The sequence below is a fragment of the Burkholderia crassaminum genome, assembly GCF_964265005.1.
Taxonomy (GTDB): domain Bacteria; phylum Pseudomonadota; class Gammaproteobacteria; order Burkholderiales; family Burkholderiaceae; genus Burkholderia.
The window spans coordinates 1433490-1456528 of sequence record NZ_OZ183799.1 but is presented as its reverse complement, the minus strand read 5'-3'; the positions used below and the strand labels follow the sequence as shown (position 1 = coordinate 1456528).

Below are 23039 nucleotides of genomic sequence, written 5' to 3'. Positions count from 1 at the left end.
GACCTCGCATGACTGCCCCCTCGACTGATCGTCCGGCAAAACCGGCGATGAACATCGCGACCGTCATCGCAATGATCATCGGCGCCGCCGTACTCGCTTTCTGCGCCGTGCAGGCCTATCGGACGACGATCTTCCTCTCGCATGCTTCCCGAGCGCCCGGTGTAATCGTCAAGTCGAGCGGACACCCGACCATACGCTTCGAAACAGCGCAGGGCCAGCGCATCGAGTTCGTACAGAACGGCGGCATGGACGGTCCGCCCGGAACCGCCGTGCCGGTCTTGTACGACGCCGCCGAACCCGCGGAAACGGCCCGGGCCGCTACGTTCCTTGCGATATGGGGCGGTGTGCTGTGGGGATTGCCGGCAGGCATCGGCTTTCTTGTCCTGCCGCTGTTTGGCGTACGGTTCGTGCTCACCGGGCGGTACGGGAACGCGATAAGCCGTTGAGCGACGACTCGCAGGCCCACGCAATGCCAGGACGTTCGACGCATGAACCCCTTCCGGCAACGCGTGCGACGCCGCCATGTCCGGCCGGCTGGTCAACCACTCGTCGCGCAACGATCGGGCGTCGACGTCGTTCGAGCCGTGCGTCGCTCAGCGCCGAGCCAGCGGCTTGTGTCCGGTCGACTTCAACACGGCGTCGATATCGGCACGGGTGTTGACGACTCGGCCGCTCACCCGGCAATCCGATTGCACCGGCTTGGCGCCGGCCGCAAAGCCCACGCCGCCCAGTTCGGTCGCCAGCCACTGAGGGTCGCGCTTTTCCAGCGCAAACGTCATGATTCCGGCCTGGTCGTCCGTCAACATCAAATCGCCGCCGTTGTCCGCCAGCGCAACGCACAGAAATGCGGCATCGCGATCCTTGACCAGATCGACCACGAAATAGCGATAGTCCTTCAGATCCGGCTGGCTGTCGTTCAATCGATGGACAGCCGCCAGTATTGGCGCGCGGTCCGGATCGTTCCTGTCGAGATCGCGCGCATGCACGACATTCACCATGGAAACGACCAGGATCGCAGCATTCACGACAAGTCTGGATGATTTCGTCATCGGCCATGTTTGCAAAAGACATGAATCGGGAGAGGTAGTCCGCCTCGCCGCCGCAACCCGCATACGACACTTCCGGGAACACGCGATAATGCGCGTGGACAACCTGCATCCGCGCATGACAAACAACATTCTCAAGGCCGCCCTCTGCGCGGCGCCGCTCGTGCTGGCAACCACCGGCACCGCGTCGGCCAAGGCACTCGACGACGCACTCGACTGCCACTCGACCGGCCACAAGTTCGTCGCGCCGCTGCTCGCCGCCGGCGACATCCAGTCGGAACCGATGCACGTCGAACCGAACTCGGTCAACGCGTTCCGCACGAGCCACTCACTGACCGCATACGGCTTCGGCGTCTACGTCGTGCTCGGCTATCAAGCGAACGACCCGATCTTCCGCACGGGCGACGGCACGCCGATCGGCGACTGGGCCTACGGGGTCGTGGTGCGCGGCACGAAAAGCTCGGTGGAGGAAGCCGTGCGCAAGGCCGGCAGCGACGCGACCGTCAAGCAGGCGTTTCCGTTCCTGACCGCGATCGTCTGCTCGTCGGACTGAGTGGCCGCGAGGACGATCATGCGGCAATCCCGAGGGGCAGCAAGCCATCCTGCTGCCTGGCCCCTCCCAGCCCCGCCATCGACCTTTTACGCGCCGGTATACACCACGCGATACGGGATACCGACCTTCTCCCACTCCGCAGCCTCCTGGCTGAGGCTGTAGTCGGTCAGCGGGTTCTGCTCGACCCACGCGCCCGGCAGGCGCACTTCATACCCGCCCTTCTTCATCTGCGAAACGGAAATATCGGGCAGCCCCGCGTCGGTCCGGCGCCGGCACAGCAGCGCCGCGAGCCGCAAGCAGAACAGCAGCGGCCATTCGACCTCGCGCGCCTGCGACAGCTTGCCGAGCTTGCCCGCGTGACCGAGCACGAGCGCGGCGAGCCGCGCCTGGTCGGTACGCGAAAAACCCGGCATGTCCGCGTTGCTCGCGATATACGCCGAATGCTTGTGATACGCGCTGTGCGAGATCGACAGGCCGATCTCGTGCAACGCGGCCGCCCAGCCGAGGAACATCCGCCCTTCCTCGCGCGCTTCGTCGTCGGCTTCTTCGAGTTCGTCGTAGAAACGCCCCGCCAGCGCGCCGATCCGCTCGGCCTGCGCACGATCGACACCGTAGCGACGCGTAAAGCCCTCGACGGTCACCGCGCGCATGTCTTCATGCTGCGTCCGGCCGAGCAGGTCGTACAGCACACCGAGGCGCAGCGCGCCGTCGGTCGTATCGACGTAGTCGACACCGAGCTCCTCGAACACCGCGAGCATGATCGCGAGGCCGCCCGCGAGCACCGGCACGCGGTCGGGCTTCAGCGCGATCAGCTTCAGCCGGTTGACGTTCTCCGACTTGATCAGCGCGCGCTTCAGGCGCTCGAGGCCGCCGCGCGAAATGCCGTGCGTGATGCCCGGGTCGTTGAAGCCGTTCGCCTCGACGAGTTCGGCAAGCGCACGTGCGGTGCCGGACGAACCGATCGCCTGGTCCCAGCCGGCCTTCTTGTACTCGCTCGAAATGATCTGGATCTCGCGCTTGGCCGCGAGTTCGGCCTGCCGCATCGTGTATTCGTCGACGTTGCCGGCAGGGAAGAAGGTACGGCTGTGGCTCACGCAGCCGATATAGAGGCTCTCCATCACGATCGGCGTGTAGTGCGAGCCGATGATGAATTCGGTGGAGCCGCCGCCGATGTCGACGACGAGCCGCTTGCCGGCGCTCGCAGGCACCGAGTGCGCGGCACCCGCGTAGATCAGGCGCGCCTCTTCGCGGCCCGCAATCACTTCGATCGGAAAACCGAGCGCCGCTTCGGCCTCACCGAGAAATTCGCCTGCGTTCTTCGCGACCCGCAGCGTGTTGGTCGCCACCGCGCGCACATGATCGGGATGGAAATCGCGCAGACGCTCGCCGAACCGCTTGAGCGCCTCCCAGCCACGCTCCTGCGACGCGCGATCGAGCATCTTGTCGCTCGACAGGCCCGCGGCCAGCCGGACGGGCTCGCGCAGCGCATCGACGGGATAGATCTGGCTGCCCGCCGGCGTTTCCTCGACACGCCCGACGATCAGCCGGAAGCTGTTCGAGCCGAGATCCACGGCAGCCAGCAAGTGGGGGGTTGTAACCATCAGAAGGGGCTCCGTGCGCGTTCGCCCGCGGCGGCCGGTGCGACAGCCCTGGGCGATCAATCAAAGGCGACATTTTAAGCGTGGAACGCTTGCCATTGCCACGCTTCACGGGCATGCACACCGCTCGTTTGCATATCGTCGAAACATTTATGAGACGAAACGGTTACAGCGTAGAATTTCCCGATATAAAACCATTATCGTCATCAGCACGTCATCGTACCGTGAGAGTTTCCGAGCGTCCTTTCGAATCATCGCCCGAATCACCCCCTACTCTGCCGATGTCCGTCCGTTATCCGCTTCTCAATCGTGAACTCGGCATCCTCGGTTTCAACGAGCGCGTGCTGGCCCAGGCAGCCGATCCGCAAGTCCCGTTGCTCGAGCGCCTCCGCTTCATCTGCATCACCAGCAGCAACCTCGACGAATTCTTCGAGGTACGGATGGCGGGCCTGCAGGAGCAGATCCGCGACAACCCCGGCGCACTGACGCCCGACGGCATGTCGTTACAACATGCTTACGATCTCGTCGTCGAACGCGCGCAGCGGCTCGTCCACCGACAGTACACGATGCTGCACGAAACCGTGCTGCCCGCGCTCGAACAGGAAGGCATCTACTTCCATGCGAGCGACACGTGGAACGACGAGCAGCTCGAATGGGCGCGGCACTACTTCCTCGACGAGCTGCTGCCCGTGCTGACGCCGATCGGCCTCGATCCCGCCCACCCGTTCCCGCGCGTGCTGAACAAGAGCCTGAACTTCGTCGTCGAGCTCGAAGGCCGCGACGCCTTCGGTCGCCAGGCCGTGATGGGCATCGTGCAGGCGCCGCGCGCGCTGCCGCGTGTCGTACGCATGCCGCACGCGCTGTCGGGCTTCGAGCACGGCTTCGTGCTGCTGAGCTCGTTCATGCAGCGCTTCGTCGGCGAACTCTTCCCGCAACTCGTCGTGAAGAGCTGCAACCAGTTCCGCATCACGCGCAACAGCGAACTGTTCGTCGACGAGGACGAAATCACGAACCTGCGCGTCGCGCTGCAGGGCGAACTGCCCGCGCGCCACCTCGGCAACGCGGTGCGCCTCGAGGTGTCGGCCGACACGCCGACGCACATCGTGCGACGCCTGCTCGACGAAAGCGAACTCGGCGAGAAGGACTGCTATCGCGTGGCCGGATCGGTGAACCTCGTGCGGCTGATGCAGATTCCCGATCTCGTCGACCGCCCCGACCTGAAGTTCACGCCGTTCACTGCGTCGACTCCCGCCGCGGTCACGAACGCGCCGACGATGTTCGACGCGATCGACAACGGCGACATCCTGCTGCACCACCCGTACGAGAGTTTCCAGCCGGTGCTCGAACTGCTGCAGCAGGCCGCGAAGGATCCGAGCGTCGTCGCGATCAAGCAGACGATCTACCGCACCGGCACCGATTCGCCGCTGATGGACGCGCTGATGGAAGCCGCGCGCAACGGCAAGGAAGTGACCGTCGTCGTCGAACTGCTCGCACGCTTCGACGAGGAAACCAACATCAACTGGGCGTCGCAGCTCGAAGCCGTCGGCGCACATGTCGTGTACGGCGTGGTCGGCCACAAGTGCCACGCGAAGATGATGCTGATCGTGCGGCGCGTCGTGCGGGCCGGCAAGGCGTCGCTGCGCCGCTACGTGCACCTCGGCACCGGCAACTATCACCCGCGCACGGCGCGCCTCTACACCGACTTCGGGCTGATGACGGCCGACCAGAAGATCTGCGAGGACGTCCATCACGTGTTCCAGCAACTGACCGGTATCGGCGGCGAACTCACGCTGCACGAGCTGTGGCAGTCGCCGTTCACGCTGCATCCGCGCATCATCGACTCGATCCGCGCGGAGATCGACAATGCGCGTGCCGGCAAGCGCGCGCGGGTCGTCGCGAAGATGAACGCGCTGCTGGAGCCGACGGTGATCGCCGCGCTGTACGAAGCGTCGCAGGCCGGTGTCAAGGTCGACCTGATCGTGCGCGGGGTCTGCGCGCTGAAGCCCGGCGTGCCGGGGCTGTCGGAGAACATCACCGTGCGCTCGATCGTCGGCCGCTTCCTCGAGCACCACCGGATCTACTATTTCCACGCGGACGGTGCCGAGGATGTCTATCTGTCGAGCGCCGACTGGATGGACCGCAACCTGTTCCGCCGCGTCGAAGTCGCATTCCCGATCCGCGATCGCAAGCTCAAGCGGCGCGTGATCGCCGAGGGTCTGTCGGTGTGCCTCGGCGACAACCAGTCGGCATGGCAGATGCACAGCGACGGCCACTACCGCCGGCGCCGCTCAGGCAAGACGATCCGCAACGCGCAACTCGGGTTGCTCGCGAAGTTCTGCTCCTGAACCGGCCGCGCGGCGCGAGTCGCGCGCCGTGTCGCCAACAAAAAAGCGCGGCCGTGGGCTGCGCTTTTTTGTTGCGGATCCGGCAGGCCGCCGCTCGCCGAACGAGCGACGGCATGCCATTACACGATCAAGCTTCGTACGCGGCCGGCCGGATCGCGATGATGCGCGAGCCCGGGAACCGCGCGGTGAACGTGCTGCCGCGCCCTTCCTCGCTCTGCACGTACAGGTGCGCGTCGTGCCGCTGCAGCACGTGCTTGACGATCGCGAGCCCGAGCCCCGTGCCGCCCGTGTCGCGCGAACGGCTGCGGTCGACGCGGTAGAAGCGTTCGGTAAGCCGCGGCAGGTCGGCGGCCGGAATCCCGAAGCCGCTGTCCGTGACCGAAAACACGCCTTGCGCGCCTTCGCGTCGCCAGGTCACGACGATCTTGCCGCCTTCCGGCGTATAGCGGATCGCGTTCGTGACGAGATTCGCGAATGCACTGAACAGCTCCGTCTGCGCGCCGGTGACGCCGAGCGTCTCGTCGATCGAGAACGCGATGTCGTGATGCCCGTTCGACAGCGTCTGCGCATCCTCCTTCAGATGGTCGAACACGGCACGCATGTCGATCGCGCGATCGAGCGGCGGCTTGCTTTCGCCTTCCAGCTTCGCGAGCACCAGCAGGTCGGTCACGATGTGCCGCATCCGCGAGGCCTGCTGCTCCATCATCTCGAGATAGCGCGCGCGGTCTTCCTCGTTCAGCGGCAGCTCGCGCATCGTCTCGAGGAAGCCCGACAGCACGGTGAGCGGCGTCTTCAGTTCGTGCGACACGTTCGCGACGAAGTCGCGCCGCATCGCGTCGGTCCGCTCGAGCTCGGTGATGTCCTGCGTGAGCAGCAGCTTGCGGTTCTCGCCGTACGGAAACACCTGCACTTCCAGCACGTTCTGCCGCGAGTCGCCCATGCCGCGCATGACGAGCGTCTCGTCGTAATGCTGCGCGTTCAGGTAGCGGACGAAATCGGGATGGCGTACCAGGTTGGTGATGTGCTGGCGCAGATCGCGCTTCGCGTCGAGGCCGAAATGGACCTCGGCGATCGCATTGCACCACTCGATCTGGTCGTGGTCGTCGAGCATCGCGACACCGTTCGGCGACGCCTGGATCGCCTGGATGAAGCGCGAATGCTGCTGTTCGACCTGCCGCACCTGCGCATGCCACTGCTTCGCGAGCTTGTGCAGACGATAGTAGATCTCGCCCCAGATGCCCGGCGCACTCGGCACTTCACCGTAGACCGGTGCATCGAGCAGGCGCCACAGACGCTGCGTGTGGAAGGTACTGAAAAAGCCCTGCGCGACCAGCATCACGACCACGAACACGAGGCCCGCGGTCGGGCCGGCGAACACGCCGACCAATACGCCGATCAGCACGAGCAGCACGAGCGACACCAGAAAGCGCGCCCAGATGATGTTCATGATTCAGCGCCCGATAGAATGAACGGCATGCCGTGGCACACGGCAGGCCCGAATACGTTACGCGTGCTTGGCGAGCCGGTAGCCGCTGCCGCGCACGGTCTCGATCATCGCATCGCAGCCGGCCGGTTTCAAGGCCGCACGCAATCGTTTGATGTGCACGTCGACGGTGCGCTCCTCGACGAATACATGGTCGCCCCACACCTGGTCGAGCAATTGCGTGCGGCTGTGCACGCGCTCCGGGTGCGTCATGAAGAAATGCAGCAGGCGGAACTCGGTCGGGCCGAGATCGAGCTTGATCTCGCTGCCTTCCGCATGCGCGGCGACGCGATGCGTGGCCGGGTCGAGGCGCAGCCCGTTGATCGACACGACGTCCTCGGTCAGCTGCGGCGCACGACGGCGCAGCACGGCCTTGATCCGCGCCATCAGTTCCTTCGGCGAGAACGGCTTCGTCACGTAGTCGTCCGCGCCGATTTCGAGGCCGAGCACCTTGTCCTGCTCGTCGCCGCGTGCAGTCAGCATGATGATCGGGATGTGCTTGGTCCGTTCGTTGTTGCGCAGGTCGCGCGCGAACGCGATACCGGACTTGCCCGGCAGCATCCAGTCGAGCAGCACGAGATCGGGCAGCACGTCGCTGATCAGGTTCTGCGCCTGTTCGGCGTTGTACGCGCGAATCGGGCAGTGACCGGCGTGCTGGAGATTCACCGAGATCAGTTCGGAAATCGCGGGCTCATCTTCAACGACGAGAATGTTGCTGGGCATCGGCACCTCTTTTTTCCCTGTACGGAGTCGATTAACTGTTGGCTTCGCGATCGAGCGTGTCGCGCGGCTGGTGCCGCACGTCCGTGCCCTTCACGATGTAGATGATGAATTCGGCGATGTTCTTCGCGTGGTCGCCGATCCGCTCGATCGCCTTCGCGATGAACAGGTATTCGAGGCCGACCGAGATCGTGCGCGGATCTTCCTGCATGTACGACACGAGCTTGCGCACGAACGCACGGAATTCCAGGTCGATCTCCTTGTCGTCCTTGACGATCTGCGCGGCGGCCACCGTATCGAGACGCGCGAACGCGTCGAGCGCGCGGCGCAGGATCGTCACGGCCATCTCGCCCGACACCTTGATCTCGGCGATGTTGACCGCACGCGCGGCCGGCTCGTCGACCAGGCGGCGAACACGCTTGGCGATCTTCTCGGCCTCGTCGCCGGCGCGCTCGAGGTTCGTAATCGTTTTCGAAATCGACATCAAAAGGCGCAGGTCACGCGCGGCAGGCTGCCTCCGCGCGATGATGTTGCCGCACTCCTGGTCGATGTCGACTTCCATCGCGTTCAGCGTTTCCTCGGCCGCGATCACCTTCTCGGCCGTATCGCGATCGAATTCGTTCAGCGCGTACATCGCGCCGACGATCTGCGACTCGACGAGCCCGCCCATTTCCAGCACTTTCGACGACACGGCATTCAGGTCCGCGTCGAACTGGCTCGACAGATGTTTATCCGACATGGCTGTTGTTCTCCGTCATCAGCCGAAACGGCCGGTGATGTAGTCTTCCGTTTCCTTGCGTACCGGCTTGATGAAGATCTTTTCGGTCTCGCCGAATTCGATCAGCTCGCCCAGGTACATGTAGGCCGTGAAATCCGAGCAGCGCGCGGCCTGCTGCATGTTGTGCGTGACGATCACGACCGTGTAGTCGCTCTTCAGCTCCGCGATCAGCTCTTCGATACGGCCGGTCGAGATCGGGTCGAGCGCCGAGCACGGTTCGTCGAGCAGCAGCACTTCCGGACGGATCGCGATGCCGCGTGCGATGCACAGACGCTGCTGCTGGCCGCCCGAGAGGCCGTAGCCGCTCTGGCTCAGCTTGTCCTTCACTTCGTTCCACAGCGCGGCCTTCGTGAGCGCCCACTCGACGCGATCGTCCATTTCCGAGCGCGTGAGCTTTTCGAACATCTTCACGCCGAACGCGATGTTGTCGTATATCGACATCGGGAACGGGGTCGGCTTCTGGAACACCATGCCGATACGCGCGCGCAGCAGCGAGATGTCGCGCTTCGTCGTCAGCAGGTTCTCGCCGTCCATCAGGATTTCGCCTTCGGCGCGCTGCTCCGGATAGAGCGCGAACATCTTGTTGAACGTGCGCAGCAGCGTCGACTTGCCGCAGCCCGACGGGCCGATGAACGCCGTCACCTTCCCTTCGGGAATGCTCAGGTTGATGTTCTTCAGCGCATGGAACTTGTTGTAGAAGAAGTTGAGGTTGTTGACCTCGATCTTCGCGTTCAGCGGCTCGAGCGGACGGCCGTGCGCCGCTTCTTGCGTGCCGGCCGGCGCAGCAGTGCGCTCGACAGGATTCAGGTGGCTTTCTGCCATATTCATCGGATCGCTCCGCCGTTACTTTTTCGAGAAGATCGAGCGCGCCAGGACGTTGAGTCCGAGCACCCCGAGCGTAATCAGGAACACGCCCGCCCATGCGAGCGACTGCCATTCGGCAAACGGGCTCATCGCGAACTTGTAGATCGTGACGGGCAGGTTCGCCATCGGCTGGCTCATGTCCCACGAGAAGAACTGGTTCGACAGCGCGGTGAACAGCAGCGGCGCCGTTTCGCCGGCGATCCGTGCGACCGCGAGCAGCACGCCGGTGATGATGCCGCCCACCGATGCGCGCAGCGTGATCTTCAGCACCATCCGCCACTTCGGCGTGCCGAGCGCGAAGGCCGCTTCGCGCAGCGCGTTCGGCACGAGCTTCAGCATGTTCTCGGTCGTACGGATCACGATCGGGATCTGCAGCAGCGCCAGCGCGATCACGCCGGCCCAGCCCGAAAAACGCCCCGACTTCGCAACGACGATCGCGTACACGAACAGGCCGATGACGATCGACGGCGCGGACAGCAGGATGTCGTTGATGAAGCGGATCGTGCTCGCCAGCAGGTTCTTCTGGCCGTATTCGGCGAGATAGACGCCCGCGAGGATACCGATCGGCGTGCCGACCAGCGTGCCGAAACCGCACAGCAGCAAGCTGCCGACAATCGCGTTCGCGAGACCGCCGCCTTCCGTGTTCGGTGCCGGCGTCGATTCGGTGAACAGTTGCAGCGACAGGCCGCCGATGCCGAGGTGGATCGTCGTGTAGAGAATCCACACGAGCCACAGCAGGCCGAATGCCATCGCACCGAGCGCCGCGGCGAGCGCGATCGCGTTGACGGCCCTGCGCTTGCGCTGCAGGCGGTTGCGCATCGCGTCGAGCACGGCGCCGTCCGGCCCCGGGAAATTCATGATGGGCTCACTCATTTCTTGCCCTCTCCCTTCTCGAGACGAAGCAGCAGCAGTTTGGAGATGGTCAGCACGATGAACGTGATCACGAACAGGATCAGGCCCAGTTCCATCAGCGCGGACGTATGCAGGCCCGGCTGCGCTTCCGCGAATTCGTTGGCCAGCGCCGACGTGATGCTGTTGCCCGGTGCGAACAGCGACACGCTGTCGAGCAGGTTCGTGTTGCCGATCACGAAGGTCACGGCCATCGTCTCGCCGAGTGCGCGGCCGAGGCCGAGCATCACGCCGCCGATCACGCCGGTCTTCGTATAGGGCAGCACGACCTTCCACATCACTTCCCAGGTCGTGCAGCCGATCCCGTACGCCGACTCCTTCAGCAGCACGGGCGTGACTTCGAACACGTCACGCATCACCGACGCGATGTACGGGATGATCATGATCGCGAGGATCACGCCCGCGGCGAGGATACCGATACCGATCGGCGGGCCGGCGGTCAGCGGGCCGAGAATCCAGACGTCCTTGAACAGGCGGCCGAGCGGCTTCTGGAAATATTCCGCGAAGATCGGCGCGAACACGAGCAGGCCCCACATGCCGTACACGATCGACGGGATCGCGGCGAGCAGCTCGATCGCAATGCCGAGCGGGCGGCGCAGCCACACGGGCGACAGTTCGGTGAGGAACAGCGCAATGCCGAAGCTGACCGGCACGGCGATGACGAGCGCGATGAGCGACGTCACGATCGTGCCGTAGATCGGCACGAGCGCGCCGTAGATGTCCGAGTTGGGATCCCACTCGGATTGCCACAGGAAGCCGAGGCCGAACTTCTGGATGGTCGGCATCGACGCGATGATCAGGGAAACGATGATCCCGCCGAGCAGCAGCAGGGTCACGATGGCGGCGAGCCGTGCAAGACCGCCGAATACGACATCCCCGAGGCGGCTCGGCGCGCGTTGCTGCGCAACGTCGGCGGACCGTGAGGACGTATAGGAAATATCAGACATGGGTGCCTGCTTTTGATTGCCGGGCGCCGTAACGCCCGGCTTTACCGCACACACTGCCCGACCGGCACGGCCGGGCAATGAACCGCTGCAATGCTTACTCGGCGGCGACCGACTTGCCCGAAGCGTCCGTCACCTTGGCCTTCCACTGCTTGCGGATTTCCACTTCGACTGCCGGCGGCAGCGAGATGTAGTCCAGGCTGTCAGCAGCCTTCTCGCCGTTCTTGAACGCCCAGCTGAAGAACTTCAGCGTTTCCGCGCCCTGCTCCGGCTTTTCCTGCTTCGCGTGCAGCAGCACGAACGTCGCGCCGACGACCGGCCATGCTTCCTTGCCCGGCTGGTTCGTCAGGATCTGGTAGAACGACTTCGACCAGTTCGCGCCTGCCGCAGCGGCCTTGAACGTTTCCGTCTTCGGCTCGACCACCGTGCCCGTCGAATTCTTCAGGGCCGTGTAGACCATGTTGTTCTTCTTCGCGTACGCCCATTCGACGTAGCCGACTGCGCCCGGCAGACGCTGCACGAAGGCTGCGACGCCGTCGTTGCCCTTGCCGCCCGTGCCCGTCGGCCAGTTGACCGTCGTGCCTTCGCCGACCTTCGACTTCCACTCGTCGTTGACCTTCGACAGGTAGTTCGTCCAGATGAAGCTCGTGCCCGAGCCGTCAGCACGGCGAACCACGGCGATGTCGGTATCCGGCAGCTTGACCTTCGGGTTCAGCGCGGCGATCGCCGGGTCGTTCCACTTCTTGATCTTGCCGAGGTAGATGTCGCCGAGCACCGGGCCCGACAGCGTCAGTTCGCCGGCCTTCACGCCCGGCACGTTGATGACCGGCACCACGCCGCCGACCACCGTCGGGAACTGGAACAGGCCTTCCTTCGCGAGCTCGTCATCCTTCAGCGGCGCGTCCGAACCGGCAAAATCGACCGTCTTCGCGACGATCTGCTTCAGGCCGCCCGACGAACCGATACCTTGGTAGTTGACCTTCGCGCCGCCGGTCTGCTGGTAGTCAGCAGCCCATTTCGTATAGATCGGCATCGCGAACGTGCTGCCTGCGCCCGTGATGTCGGCAGCGTGAGCGGCGACGGCGAAAAGCGCGCCAGCCAGGCCGGCAATCGCGGTTTGCATCAATTTCATGAGACCTCCAGTGTGTGAGCGGATGACTACGGCACCGCGAAGGTTAGGGGCTCCTCATGACGGTAATGTGACAATCGATGAAACTGGCGTGACAGTAACATGACTAGTTGAAAGGGAGTGGCGGAGGCCGTGCGCGCGGGGCCCGGATAGCGCCGGAACGACGATGGCGGCAGAAATTGCCTGCCTGAAAGGGACGGGATGACTTCCCGTTTCCGCGATGTGTGCGGCGGGATCGTAGCGCAGCGTCGGCGGCATGGAAAGCCTCCACCCGTGGCTGGCCCGGTATGGGGGTCCGACGATTTTTCGCCCCCTTGGGATGCTGCGGTCGATTCGCCTTACTTATAGATACCGCAAACCTTTGCGTCTGACGAAATTGCGGCGCCCGAAGGCGCCGCATGCCGTTTCACCGGAGCGCAGGCGCGGGCGTTTGACCGCCCCGCGCCGAGCCCGCGCGTCAGGTCGTCGCCGCGCGTACCGCGTCGGCGATCGTCTCCGCATGGCGGACCGCATCGGCCGCCTGCTGCGCCTCGACCATCACGCGCAGCACGGGCTCCGTGCCCGATGCGCGGATCAGCACGCGGCCGCTGCCGGCGAGCGCGGCTTCGGCTGCGTCGATCGCGGCGCGAATCGACGTGCTGCCCTTCCAGTCGGCGCCCGGCTTCATCCGCACGTTGATCAGCTTCTGCGGGAACAGCGTGACGCCGTCGAGCATCTGCGCGAGGGTCTGGCCGCTGCGCTTCAGCGCAGCCAGCACGAGCAGCGCCGACACGATGCCGTCGCCGGTCGAGTGGCGATCGAGCGACAGGATGTGGCCCGAGCCTTCCGCGCCGAGTTGCCAGCCATGCTCGCGCAACTGCTCGAGCACATAGCGGTCGCCGACTGCCGCACGGACGAACTTCACGCCTTCGCGCTGCAGCGCGACTTCGACGGCGAGATTCGTCATCAGCGTGCCGACCGCGCCTGCGACCTTGCCGTCGGTCGCGATCCGGTCCTTCACGAGCACGTAGAGCAGCTCGTCGCCGTTGTACAGGCGTCCGGTCGAATCGACGACCTGCAGGCGGTCCGCGTCGCCGTCGAGCGCAATGCCGAGATCAGCGTGGTTGGCGCGCACCGCGCGCACCAGCGCGTCCGGCGCGGTCGCACCGACGCCGTCATTGATGTTGAAGCCGTTCGGCGCGACGCCGATCGGGATCACGTCGGCACCGAGTTCGTGGAACACGTGCGGCGCGATCTGGTACGCGGCACCGTGCGCGCAGTCGATCACGAGCTTCAGCCCGCGCAGGTCGAACGCGGCCGGGAACGTGCTCTTGCAGAACTCGATGTAGCGGCCGGCTGCATCGTCGAGGCGACGCGCCTTGCCGAGGCCGTCGGACGATGCGCATTCGAGCGGCTTGTCGAGCCACGCTTCGATCGCGGCTTCGGTGTCGTCCGGCAGCTTGTTGCCGTCAGCGGAGAAAAACTTGATCCCGTTGTCGTGATACGGGTTGTGCGATGCGCTGATCACGACACCCGCCGACAGGCGCAGCGCGCGCGTCAGATACGCGACGCCCGGCGTCGGCATCGGGCCGGCCAGCATCACATCGACACCGGCCGCCGAGAATCCGGCCTCGAGCGCAGCTTCGAGCATGTAGCCCGACACGCGCGTGTCCTTGCCGATCAGCACCGTCGGACGCGAGCCTGCCGCGCCATCGGCCGAGCTGGCCAGTACCTTGCCGGCCGCGTAGCCGAGACGCAACACGAAATCCGGCGTGATGGGCGCCTCGCCCACCGTGCCACGAATGCCGTCCGTGCCGAAATATCGACGTCCCATAGCGAATCTTCCTCCTTCGTCTTCTGACTTATCGTTGCCGCGCGGCTTCGCGCACGGCATTCCAGATTTTCAGCGCATCGACCGTCGCAGCGACATCGTGCACGCGCACGATCGCCGCCCCGCGCTCGACCGCGCACAATGCGGCCGCCACGCTCGCCGCGACGCGCTCCATCGGCGGCTTGCCGCCGATCAGCGCGCCGAGCATCGACTTGCGCGACATGCCCGCGAGTATCGGATATGCGCGCCCGTCGGGCCGCGCGGGTGCCGTTTCCGGCAACGCGGCCAAGAGCGCGTAGTTGTCGTCGACAACCGCCTTGCCGAACCCGAAACCGGGATCGACGCAGATCCGCTCCGGCGCAATCCCCGCCTCGCGCAGCGCCTGTGTGCGCGCGGCGAGAAAATCACGCACGTCGGCCACGATGTCGCCGTAATCGGGTTCACCGACCTGCATCGTTTGTGGCTCTCCGAGCATGTGCATCGCACACAGCCCGCAGTTGCCCTCGCGCACCGCGTCGATCGCGCCCGGCTGGCGGAACCCCCAGATGTCGTTGATCAGGTCGGCGCCTGCGGCCAGCGCCGCACGCATCACGGCCGGCTTGTAGGTATCGATCGACAGCGGCACGTTCAACGGCCGCAGCGCTTCCACGAGCGGGATCACGCGCGCGAGCTCCTCGTCGAGCGGTACGGGCGGCGCGCCGGGGCGCGTCGATTCGCCGCCGATATCGAGGAGGTCGACGCCTTCGGCAATCATCCGCTCGGCCTGGCGCAGCGCATCGTCGCGCGCGAGGAAGCGGCCGCCGTCGGAAAACGAATCAGGCGTAGCGTTGAGGATGCCCATCACGAGCGGGCGCTCGAACGTCAGTTCGAAGCGGCCGCACTGGAGCGGCGCGGGAATGTGTGGAGAAGCAGCGGAATCGGACACGAGCAACTGGCGCGAATGAATGCAAAACGGGCCGGTGTGAAGTCACACCAGCCCGTGAACGGTGCTAAAGCGGAGATTATGCCGCCGGCGAAGCAGGTGCCGGCGCGTTGCCGGGCTTCACCTCGGCACTGCTGCCGCCACCCGACGAATCGCCGCCGACAGCCGGCGAGCTCTTCGGCGAGCGCGGCGGACGGCCTTCCATGATGTCGTTGATCTGATCGGCGTCGATCGTCTCCCACTCCATCAGCGCGGCGGTCATCGCCTCGACCTTGTCGCGGTTCTCGTCGAGCAGGCGGCGCGCAAGGCCGTACTGTTCGTCGAGCACGCGGCGGATTTCCGAGTCGACCTTCTGCTGCGTCGCTTCCGAAATCGTGCGCGTGAAGCCACGACCGAACGGCGACGCATCGTTCTCGTCGTCGACGTAGACCATCGGTCCGAGCGCATCGGTCATGCCGAAACGGGCCACCATCGCGCGCGCCGTCTGCGTTGCCTTGTTGAAGTCGTCCGATGCACCGGTGCTGACGAGGTTCATGAACAACTCTTCCGCCACCCGGCCACCGAACAGGATCGCGAGGCGGTCCATCAGGTAGTCCTTCGAGTACGTCTCGTTGTCATGCTCGGGCAACTGCCACGTCACACCCAGCGCGCGACCGCGCGGAATGATCGTGACCTTGTGCACCGGGTCGGCCTTCGGCAGCAGCTTCGCGACCACCGCGTGGCCCGACTCGTGGTAAGCGGTTGCGCGCTTCGCCTCTTCGCGGATCACGGCCGACTTGCGTTCCGGACCCATGAAGATCTTGTCCTTCGCGTCCTCGAAATCCTGCATCTCGACGATACGCTTGCCACGACGTGCGGCGAACAGTGCAGCTTCGTTCACGAGGTTCGCGAGATCAGCGCCCGAGAAGCCCGGCGTGCCGCGCGCGATGACTGCCGCATCGACGTCGTTCGAGATCGGTACCTTGCGCAGGTGAACGCGCATGATCTGTTCGCGGCCGCGGATGTCCGGCAGACCGACGTAGACCTGGCGGTCGAAACGGCCCGGACGCAGCAGCGCCTTGTCGAGCACGTCGGAACGGTTGGTTGCGGCGATCACGATCACGCCCGAGTTCGCCTCGAAGCCGTCCATCTCGACGAGCATCTGGTTCAGCGTCTGTTCGCGCTCGTCGTTGCCGCCGCCCATGCCGGCGCCGCGATGACGGCCGACCGCGTCGATTTCGTCGATGAATACGATACAGGGTGCATGCTTCTTCGCCTGCTCGAACATGTCGCGCACACGAGCCGCGCCGACGCCGACGAACATTTCGACGAAGTCCGAACCCGAGATGCTGAAGAACGGCACCTTCGCTTCACCCGCGATCGCGCGGGCCAGCAGCGTCTTGCCGGTACCCGGAGGGCCGACGAGCAGCACGCCGCGCGGAATGCGACCGCCCAGCTTCTGGAATTTCTGCGGATCGCGCAGGAAGTCGACGAGCTCGGACACTTCTTCCTTCGCTTCGTCGCAGCCCGCGACGTCGGAGAAGTTCACCGCGTTGTTGTTCTCGTCGATCAGCCGCGCACGCGATTTGCCGAACGAGAACGCGCCGCCTTTGCCGCCTCCCTGCATCTGCCGCATCATGTAGAACCAGAACACGATGATCAGGATCGTCGGCCCGAGGTAGTACAGCGCGGACATCAGCGCGTTCGGCTCGTCGTCGGCCTTGCCGCTGACCTGCACGCCGTACTTCATCAGATCGCCAACCATCCAGATGTCGCCGGGCGACACGATCTGGTATTTCTGGCCATCAGCCGGAGTGACGGTGAGGTTGCGCCCCTGAACGATGACGTTCTTGACCTTGCCGCTCTTGGCGTCGTCCATGAACTGCGAATAGGACACGCCTTCCTGAACGCGGGGCTTGTCGAACTGCTTGAACACCGTAAACAGCACCAGTGCGATCACCAGCCACACCGCTGCCTTCGAAAACATATTGTTGTTCAAAGCACCACTCCTTCACTCGTAGACGAGCGCCTACATTTTCCTTGCGGCGCCCCTCGGTCATTCTAATCCAGTCCGACCACCCTCGCCATAAGCATTGACAACCGCCGCGATAGCGCTTCGCTTGTCTGGCAAGGGCCGGAGCCCGTTTGCGGCACCTCGCTGCGCATCAGCGCGGATGCTTCAGATGCCGACCCAAAATGAACGTTTCGGACGATTTGTCGCGGGACGCCTTCGGCTTGCGCGGCGCGACGGTCTTAAACTGCTGTTTGAATTTCTCGACGATCTGGCTGTAGCCGCTGCCGTGAAAGCATTTCACGAGCAGCGCACCGTCCGGCTTCAGATGATTCTGCGCGAATTCGAGCGCCAGATCGCACAGATGCTCGATGCGCGCCGCGTCCGCCGAGGCCACGCCTGAGAGGTTGGGGGCCATGTCGGAAATAACAAGGTCCACCGCGCGGCCTTCGAGCAATTCCTCGAGCTGGTGAAGAACCTCGTCCTCGCGGAAGTCGCCCTGCAGGAAGTGGACGTCGGCGATCGGCTCCATCGGCAGGATGTCGAGCGCGACGATCGTGCCGTCGATGCCGCCTTCGCGCTCGGTGTCGCGCTTCTTGCCCTGCGCGAGCTTGTTGCGGGCATACTGGCTCCAGCTGCCCGGCGTCGCGCCGAGATCGACGATCACCTGGCCCGGACGGATCAGCTTGTCCTGCTCGTCGATTTCCTTCAGCTTGTACGCGGCGCGCGCGCGATAGCCCTCCCGCTGCGCCATTTTGACGTACGGGTCGTTGATGTGGTCGTGCAGCCAGTGCTGGTTGAAGCGGTTTTTTGCCATTCGAGAGAGAGATTGCTGCCAATTGCTTCGTGAAGCCGCGCTTTTAGCGGATAATACGCGTCTTCTTCGCGCGGCTGCGGCCCCTTTTCAGGCCCAAGCCGCGATTTTACGTGGTTTCGGCGCACGGCTGACGCGGTAACTTACCGCGATCGCTATTCAGTCAGCGCGCCCTTATTAAGATTTCGACATTTCCATGCCCGCCCTTTCGCTTTCTCCCGCCGAGCGCTCCGCGCTGCGCTCCCAGGCCCATGCGCTCAAGCCCGTCGTGCTGATCGGCGCCGAAGGGCTGACCGACGCCGTGCTGAAGGAAATCAAGGTGCACCTGAACGCGCACCAGTTGATCAAGATCCGCGTGTTCGGCGACGAGCGCGACGAACGCATCGCGATCTACGACGAGATCTGCGATCGCCTGAGCGCGGCGCCGATCCAGCACATCGGCAAGCTGCTGGTGATCTGGAAGCCCGAAGCCGCCGCAGCGGCCCCGGCCCGCGGCCGTCGTGCCGGCACGCTGCCGAGCGCGGCCGAAGCCGTCGACGACAAGAAAGGCCGTGCACCGCGCACCGTCAAGGTCGTCAAGGTGTCGCCGAACGCAAGCCCCGTGCGTCGCCCGAAGCCGACGAAGGTCGTCGTGCGCGGCAACGAGCGCGTGACGGCAGGCGGTAACGTGAAACGCGCCAAGAAGCGCCAGGCCAGCACGAAGCGTCCGTTCCAGGACAAGTAAGCATCGGGGCGGCACGGCTACGCCGTACCGCTTCCCTGCCCGCGGGCCCGGTAACGACCGGGCCTGCGCGGCACTCGCGTCAGGCGTCGCGCGCCGGCAGACGCCAGATCAGCATCAGCCCCAGCACGCTCTCGACGAGGTAGAACACGCTCGAGACGCCGTGCAGCATCCCGAAGCGGCTCGCATACGGCGAGTTCGCGATATCGGTGCCCGCGTCCATCGCGGCAACCCGCAGCGCATTCATGAACGGCTGCAGCGCGAAATACCCGACCAGCACACACACGACCATCGCGGCGACGACCCAGCGCACGCGGCGATATTCGCTGCTGCCACGTCGAACCTGCTGGTTCGACAGCGCGAGCAGCAGCACGCCGCACACGACACCGAGGATCGCCTCGATACGGAACAACTGGGCGGCGACCGAACCGGCCGTCATCCGCTCCAGCATCTTGAACAGCACGGGCGCGACCGCATACCCGATCGTCAGCAGGCTGCCGACCCAGACGGCCGACAGCAGACGGAACACGCGATGCGGCATCGTGTCGCCCCGCTTCAGATGTAGCTGACCGAGATGATTTCGTACTCGCGCACGCCGCTCGGCGCCTGCACGGCCGCGACGTCGCCTTCGGTCTTGCCGATCAGTGCGCGCGCGATCGGCGAGCTGACCGAGATCAGGCCGTGATCGATGTCGGCTTCGTCGTCACCGACGATCTGGTACTTGACCGTGTCGCCCGACTCGAGATCCTCGAGTTCGACGGTCGCGGCAAACACCACACGACCATCGGCGTCGAGCACCGTGGGATCGATGACTTGCGCGGCGGACAGCTTCGATTCGAGTTCCGCGATGCGACCCTCGATGAAGCCCTGCTTTTCCTTCGCAGCATCGTATTCGGCGTTTTCGGACAGATCACCCTGTGCGCGGGCCTCCGCGATCGCGTTGATCACGGCCGGCCGCTCGACGGACTTGAGGCGCTGCAATTCATCGCGCAGTTGCCCTGCGCCACGCTTTGTCAACGGAATGGTGCTCATAAACGGCTCAATCGCTAAAAACGGCTATAAAAAAAATCACCGCGATTAAGCGCGTTTCCGATGCACTGGAAACACCGCCTAATCGCGGCACGTATTGCTTCAACAGGAAACTGACTGCTTAGTTTAGGCGAGCGTGAAGACCTTGTAAATCATAGACTTCCAGATCCTTCAGGTAGCGCAAGCCTTCGACCGCCGCGCGCGCGCCCGACATCGTCGTGTAGTACGTGACCTTGTGCGCCTGCGCGCTCATGCGGATCGAACGCGAATCGGCAATCGCCTGGCGCGTTTCGTCGACCGTCGTGAACACGAGTGCGATCTCGCCGTTCTTGATCATGTCGACGATGTGCGGACGGCCGTCCTTCACCTTGTTCACGACCTTCACCGGCACGCCGGCCGCTTCGATCGCGGCAGCCGTACCCTTCGTTGCGACGATCGGGTAGCCGAGGTCGTGCAGCATGCGCGCGACTTCGACTGCCTTCGGTTTGTCCGCGTCCATCACGGTCAGCAGCACCGTGCCCGACTCCGGCAGGCGCGAGCCGGCCGCGAGCTGCGACTTGAACAGCGCTTCGCCGAAGGTCTGGCCGACGCCCATCACTTCGCCGGTCGAACGCATTTCAGGCCCGAGGACCGGATCGACGGTCGGGAACTTGACGAACGGGAACACGGCTTCCTTCACGCTGAAGTACGGCGGCACGACTTCCTTCGTCACGCCCTGCTGCGCGAGCTTCTGGCCGACCATCGCGCGCGCCGCGATCTTCGCGAGCGGCAGGCTGGTCGCCTTCGACACGTACGGCACCGTGCGCGACGCGCGCGGGTTCACTTCCAGCACGTAGATGATGTCCTGCTTCGAACCGTCCGCCTGCGGCACCTGCTGGATCGCGAACTGCACGTTCATCAGGCCGACCACGTTCAGCGCCTTCGCCATAGCGCCCGTCTGGCGCTTCAGCTCGGCCACGGTTTCCTTCGACAGCGAGTACGGCGGCAGCGAGCATGCCGAGTCGCCCGAGTGGACACCCGCCTGCTCGATGTGTTCCATCACGCCGCCGATGAACACGGCTTCGCCGTCGCAGATGCAGTCGACGTCGCACTCGATCGCGTCGTTCAGGAAGCGGTCGAGCAGCACCGGCGAATCGTTCGACACCTTCACGGCCTCGCGCATGTAGCGTTCGAGGTCACGCGGCTCGTGGACGATTTCCATCGCGCGGCCACCCAGCACGTACGACGGGCGCACGACCAGCGGATAGCCGATTTCCTCGGCGAGCTTGAGCGCTTCGTCTTCGGCGCGTGCGGTGCGGTTCGGCGGCTGGCGCAGGCCGAGGTCCTGCAGCAGCTTCTGGAAGCGTTCGCGGTCTTCGGCCGCGTCGATCATGTCCGGCGACGTGCCGACGATCGGCACACCGTGCGCCTCGAGGTCGAGCGCGAGCTTCAGCGGCGTCTGGCCACCGTACTGGACGATCACGCCGACCGGCTTTTCCTTGTCGACGATCTCGAGCACGTCTTCGAGCGTCAGCGGCTCGAAGTACAGGCGGTCGGACGTGTCATAGTCGGTCGACACCGTTTCCGGGTTGCAGTTGACCATGATCGTTTCGTAGCCGTCCTCGCGCATCGCGAGCGCCGCGTGCACGCAGCAGTAGTCGAACTCGATGCCCTGGCCGATCCGGTTCGGGCCGCCGCCCAGCACCATGATCTTCTTGTTGGTGGTCGGCTGCGCCTCGCACTCTTCCTCGTAGGTCGAGTACATGTACGCCGTTTTCGTCGCGAACTCGGCCGCGCAGGTGTCGACGCGCTTGTACACCGGGCGCACGTTGAGTTCGACGCGGCGGCGGCGGACGTCTTCCGGCGTCGCGCCGAGCAGCTTCGCGAGGCGGCGGTCGGAGAAGCCGCTCTGCTTCACGTAGCGCAGCTCGTCGAACGACAGCGACGCGAGCGTGCGGCCCGACAGCGCCTTTTCCTTCAGGATGATCTGCTCGATCTGCTCGAGGAACCAAGGATCGATCGCGGTTTCCTGGAAGATTTCCTGGGCCGTCATGCCGATGCGGAATGCATCGCCGACATACCAGATGCGGTCCGGGCCCGGCTCGTGGATCTCGATCGCGATCTCGTCGCGGTTGGTCGACTTCTCGTCGAGACCGTCGACGCCCACTTCGAGGCCGCGCAGCGCCTTCTGGAACGATTCCTGGAACGTGCGGCCGATCGCCATCACTTCGCCGACCGACTTCATCTGCGTCGTCAGGCGCGAATCGGCTTCACGGAATTTCTCGAACGCGAAGCGCGGGATCTTCGTGACGACGTAGTCGATCGTCGGCTCGAACGATGCCGGCGTCTGGCCGCCGGTGATTTCGTTCTTCAGCTCGTCGAGCGTGTAGCCGACTGCCAGCTTCGCCGCGACCTTCGCGATCGGGAAGCCCGTCGCCTTCGACGCGAGCGCCGACGAACGCGACACGCGCGGGTTCATCTCGATGACGACCATGCGGCCGTCCTTCGGGTTGATCGAGAACTGCACGTTCGAACCGCCCGTGTCGACGCCGATCTCGCGCAGCACCGCGAGCGATGCGTTACGCAGGATCTGGTATTCCTTGTCGGTGAGCGTCTGCGCCGGCGCGACCGTGATCGAGTCGCCGGTGTGCACGCCCATCGGGTCGAGGTTCTCGATCGAGCACACGATGATGCAATTGTCGGCGCGGTCGCGCACGACTTCCATCTCGTATTCCTTCCAGCCGAGCAGCGACTCTTCGATCAGCAGTTCGCGCGTGGGCGAGAGATCCAGACCGCGCTTGCAGATCTCTTCGAACTCTTCGCGGTTGTATGCAATGCCGCCGCCCGAGCCGCCGAGCGTGAACGACGGACGGATCACGACCGGGTAGCCGCTGCCACCCGTCTCAGCCATGATCTCGGTTTGCACCTTGGTCGCCTCTTCCATCGAGTGCGCGATGCCCGACTTCGCGGAACCGAGACCGATCTTGGTCATCGCTTCCTTGAACTTCTGGCGGTCTTCCGCCTTGTCGATCGCTTCCGGCGATGCGCCAATCAGCTCGACGCCAAACTTTTCGAGCACGCCGTGATGGTGCAGGTCGAGCGCGCAGTTCAGCGCGGTCTGGCCGCCCATCGTCGGCAGGATCGCGTCCGGGCGCTCCTTCTCGATGATGCGTGCGACGACTTCCCACGTGATCGGCTCGATGTAGGTCACGTCGGCCGTGTTCGGGTCGGTCATGATCGTCGCCGGGTTGCTGTTGACGAGAACGACCTTGTAGCCCTCCTCACGCAACGCCTTGCAAGCCTGCGCGCCCGAATAGTCGAACTCGCACGCCTGGCCGATGATGATCGGGCCGGCGCCGATGATGAGGATGCTCTTGATGTCTGTGCGTTTTGGCATGGCTTGTG

Annotated in this window: 20 protein-coding genes; 4 read left to right on the top strand and 16 right to left on the bottom strand. The window is 64.6% G+C overall.

The genetic code is table 11. The features are described from left to right. The first annotated feature begins 8 nt into the window (after window positions 1–8). A complete protein-coding gene (locus ACPTTF_RS06705; protein WP_423370648.1) occupies window positions 9–446 on the top strand; it encodes a DUF3592 domain-containing protein in 438 nt (145 codons plus the stop codon). Between the two features lie 147 nt (window positions 447–593). Here ACPTTF_RS06705 and ACPTTF_RS06700 read toward each other — a convergent pair whose 3' ends face one another. Beyond that, window positions 594–1049 carry a hypothetical protein gene (locus tag ACPTTF_RS06700; RefSeq protein WP_423391154.1) on the bottom strand — a complete coding sequence of 152 codons (456 nt, stop codon included), beginning with the start codon at window positions 1047–1049 and terminating at the stop codon, window positions 594–596. A gap of 115 nt (window positions 1050–1164) precedes the next feature. On the opposite strand from ACPTTF_RS06700, the gene ACPTTF_RS06695 reads away from it, so the two are divergent. Further along, complete coding sequence (locus ACPTTF_RS06695; protein WP_166963120.1) at window positions 1165–1599, top strand: hypothetical protein; 435 nt, start codon at window positions 1165–1167, stop codon at window positions 1597–1599. Window positions 1600–1685: 86 nt separating this feature from the next. On the opposite strand, the gene ppx is transcribed toward ACPTTF_RS06695, so the two are convergent. After that, window positions 1686–3200 carry an exopolyphosphatase gene (ppx, locus tag ACPTTF_RS06690; RefSeq protein WP_166963122.1) on the bottom strand — a complete coding sequence of 505 codons (1515 nt, stop codon included), beginning with the start codon at window positions 3198–3200 and terminating at the stop codon, window positions 1686–1688. A gap of 278 nt (window positions 3201–3478) precedes the next feature. Here ppx and ppk1 point away from each other — a divergent pair, with 278 nt between their 5' ends. Then, window positions 3479–5542 (top strand): polyphosphate kinase 1, encoded by a 2064-nt coding sequence (gene ppk1, locus ACPTTF_RS06685; RefSeq protein WP_423370646.1) that lies wholly within the window; start codon window positions 3479–3481, stop codon window positions 5540–5542. A 127-nt stretch (window positions 5543–5669) separates the two neighbouring features. Here ppk1 and phoR read toward each other — a convergent pair whose 3' ends face one another. The 11 genes from phoR to ACPTTF_RS06630 all read right to left on the bottom strand — a co-directional run bounded on the left by phoR (window position 5670) and on the right by ACPTTF_RS06630 (window position 17908). Beyond that, on the bottom strand, window positions 5670–6989 hold the full coding sequence (gene phoR / locus ACPTTF_RS06680) for a phosphate regulon sensor histidine kinase PhoR (RefSeq protein WP_166963127.1): 1320 nt from the start codon (window positions 6987–6989) through the stop codon (window positions 5670–5672). A 57-nt stretch (window positions 6990–7046) separates the two neighbouring features. Further along, window positions 7047–7748, bottom strand: a complete 702-nt coding sequence (phoB, locus tag ACPTTF_RS06675; protein WP_027787869.1) for a phosphate regulon transcriptional regulator PhoB — start codon at window positions 7746–7748, stop codon at window positions 7047–7049. A gap of 31 nt (window positions 7749–7779) precedes the next feature. Next, complete coding sequence (gene phoU / locus ACPTTF_RS06670; protein ID WP_166963129.1) at window positions 7780–8484, bottom strand: phosphate signaling complex protein PhoU; 705 nt, start codon at window positions 8482–8484, stop codon at window positions 7780–7782. A gap of 18 nt (window positions 8485–8502) precedes the next feature. After that, window positions 8503–9351 (bottom strand): phosphate ABC transporter ATP-binding protein PstB, encoded by an 849-nt coding sequence (gene pstB / locus ACPTTF_RS06665; RefSeq protein ID WP_048025399.1) that lies wholly within the window; start codon window positions 9349–9351, stop codon window positions 8503–8505. Window positions 9352–9366: 15 nt separating this feature from the next. Next, window positions 9367–10260 carry a phosphate ABC transporter permease PstA gene (gene pstA, locus ACPTTF_RS06660; RefSeq protein ID WP_423370645.1) on the bottom strand — a complete coding sequence of 298 codons (894 nt, stop codon included), beginning with the start codon at window positions 10258–10260 and terminating at the stop codon, window positions 9367–9369. Beyond that, window positions 10257–11243, bottom strand: coding sequence for a phosphate ABC transporter permease PstC (gene pstC, locus ACPTTF_RS06655; RefSeq protein WP_031400991.1), 987 nt, complete (start codon window positions 11241–11243; stop codon window positions 10257–10259). The genes pstA and pstC overlap by 4 nt, the downstream gene beginning before the upstream one ends. Window positions 11244–11337: 94 nt before the next feature. After that, window positions 11338–12372 carry a phosphate ABC transporter substrate-binding protein PstS gene (pstS, locus tag ACPTTF_RS06650; RefSeq protein ID WP_166963134.1) on the bottom strand — a complete coding sequence of 345 codons (1035 nt, stop codon included), beginning with the start codon at window positions 12370–12372 and terminating at the stop codon, window positions 11338–11340. 454 nt (window positions 12373–12826) lie between these two features. Next, window positions 12827–14182 carry a phosphoglucosamine mutase gene (gene glmM, locus ACPTTF_RS06645; protein ID WP_166963136.1) on the bottom strand — a complete coding sequence of 452 codons (1356 nt, stop codon included), beginning with the start codon at window positions 14180–14182 and terminating at the stop codon, window positions 12827–12829. 28 nt (window positions 14183–14210) lie between these two features. Further along, window positions 14211–15104, bottom strand: a complete 894-nt coding sequence (folP, locus tag ACPTTF_RS06640; protein ID WP_423370644.1) for a dihydropteroate synthase — start codon at window positions 15102–15104, stop codon at window positions 14211–14213. 76 nt (window positions 15105–15180) lie between these two features. Continuing rightward, the gene (gene ftsH / locus ACPTTF_RS06635; RefSeq protein ID WP_166963140.1) at window positions 15181–17079 is read right to left on the bottom strand and encodes an ATP-dependent zinc metalloprotease FtsH; all 1899 of its coding nucleotides are present in this window, start codon (window positions 17077–17079) and stop codon (window positions 15181–15183) included. Window positions 17080–17245: 166 nt separating this feature from the next. Continuing rightward, window positions 17246–17908, bottom strand: coding sequence for an RlmE family RNA methyltransferase (locus ACPTTF_RS06630; RefSeq protein ID WP_166963142.1), 663 nt, complete (start codon window positions 17906–17908; stop codon window positions 17246–17248). 193 nt (window positions 17909–18101) lie between these two features. On the opposite strand from ACPTTF_RS06630, the gene ACPTTF_RS06625 reads away from it, so the two are divergent. Next, window positions 18102–18629, top strand: a complete 528-nt coding sequence (locus ACPTTF_RS06625; protein ID WP_166963144.1) for a YhbY family RNA-binding protein — start codon at window positions 18102–18104, stop codon at window positions 18627–18629. Between the two features lie 79 nt (window positions 18630–18708). On the opposite strand, the gene ACPTTF_RS06620 is transcribed toward ACPTTF_RS06625, so the two are convergent. The 3 genes from ACPTTF_RS06620 to carB all read right to left on the bottom strand — a co-directional run bounded on the left by ACPTTF_RS06620 (window position 18709) and on the right by carB (window position 23031). Then, window positions 18709–19167, bottom strand: coding sequence for a DUF4149 domain-containing protein (locus tag ACPTTF_RS06620; RefSeq protein ID WP_423370643.1), 459 nt, complete (start codon window positions 19165–19167; stop codon window positions 18709–18711). A gap of 14 nt (window positions 19168–19181) precedes the next feature. After that, window positions 19182–19658, bottom strand: a complete 477-nt coding sequence (gene greA, locus ACPTTF_RS06615; RefSeq protein WP_166963146.1) for a transcription elongation factor GreA — start codon at window positions 19656–19658, stop codon at window positions 19182–19184. Between the two features lie 118 nt (window positions 19659–19776). Next, window positions 19777–23031 carry a carbamoyl-phosphate synthase large subunit gene (gene carB / locus ACPTTF_RS06610; RefSeq protein ID WP_423370642.1) on the bottom strand — a complete coding sequence of 1085 codons (3255 nt, stop codon included), beginning with the start codon at window positions 23029–23031 and terminating at the stop codon, window positions 19777–19779. Window positions 23032–23039: the final 8 nt, after the last annotated feature.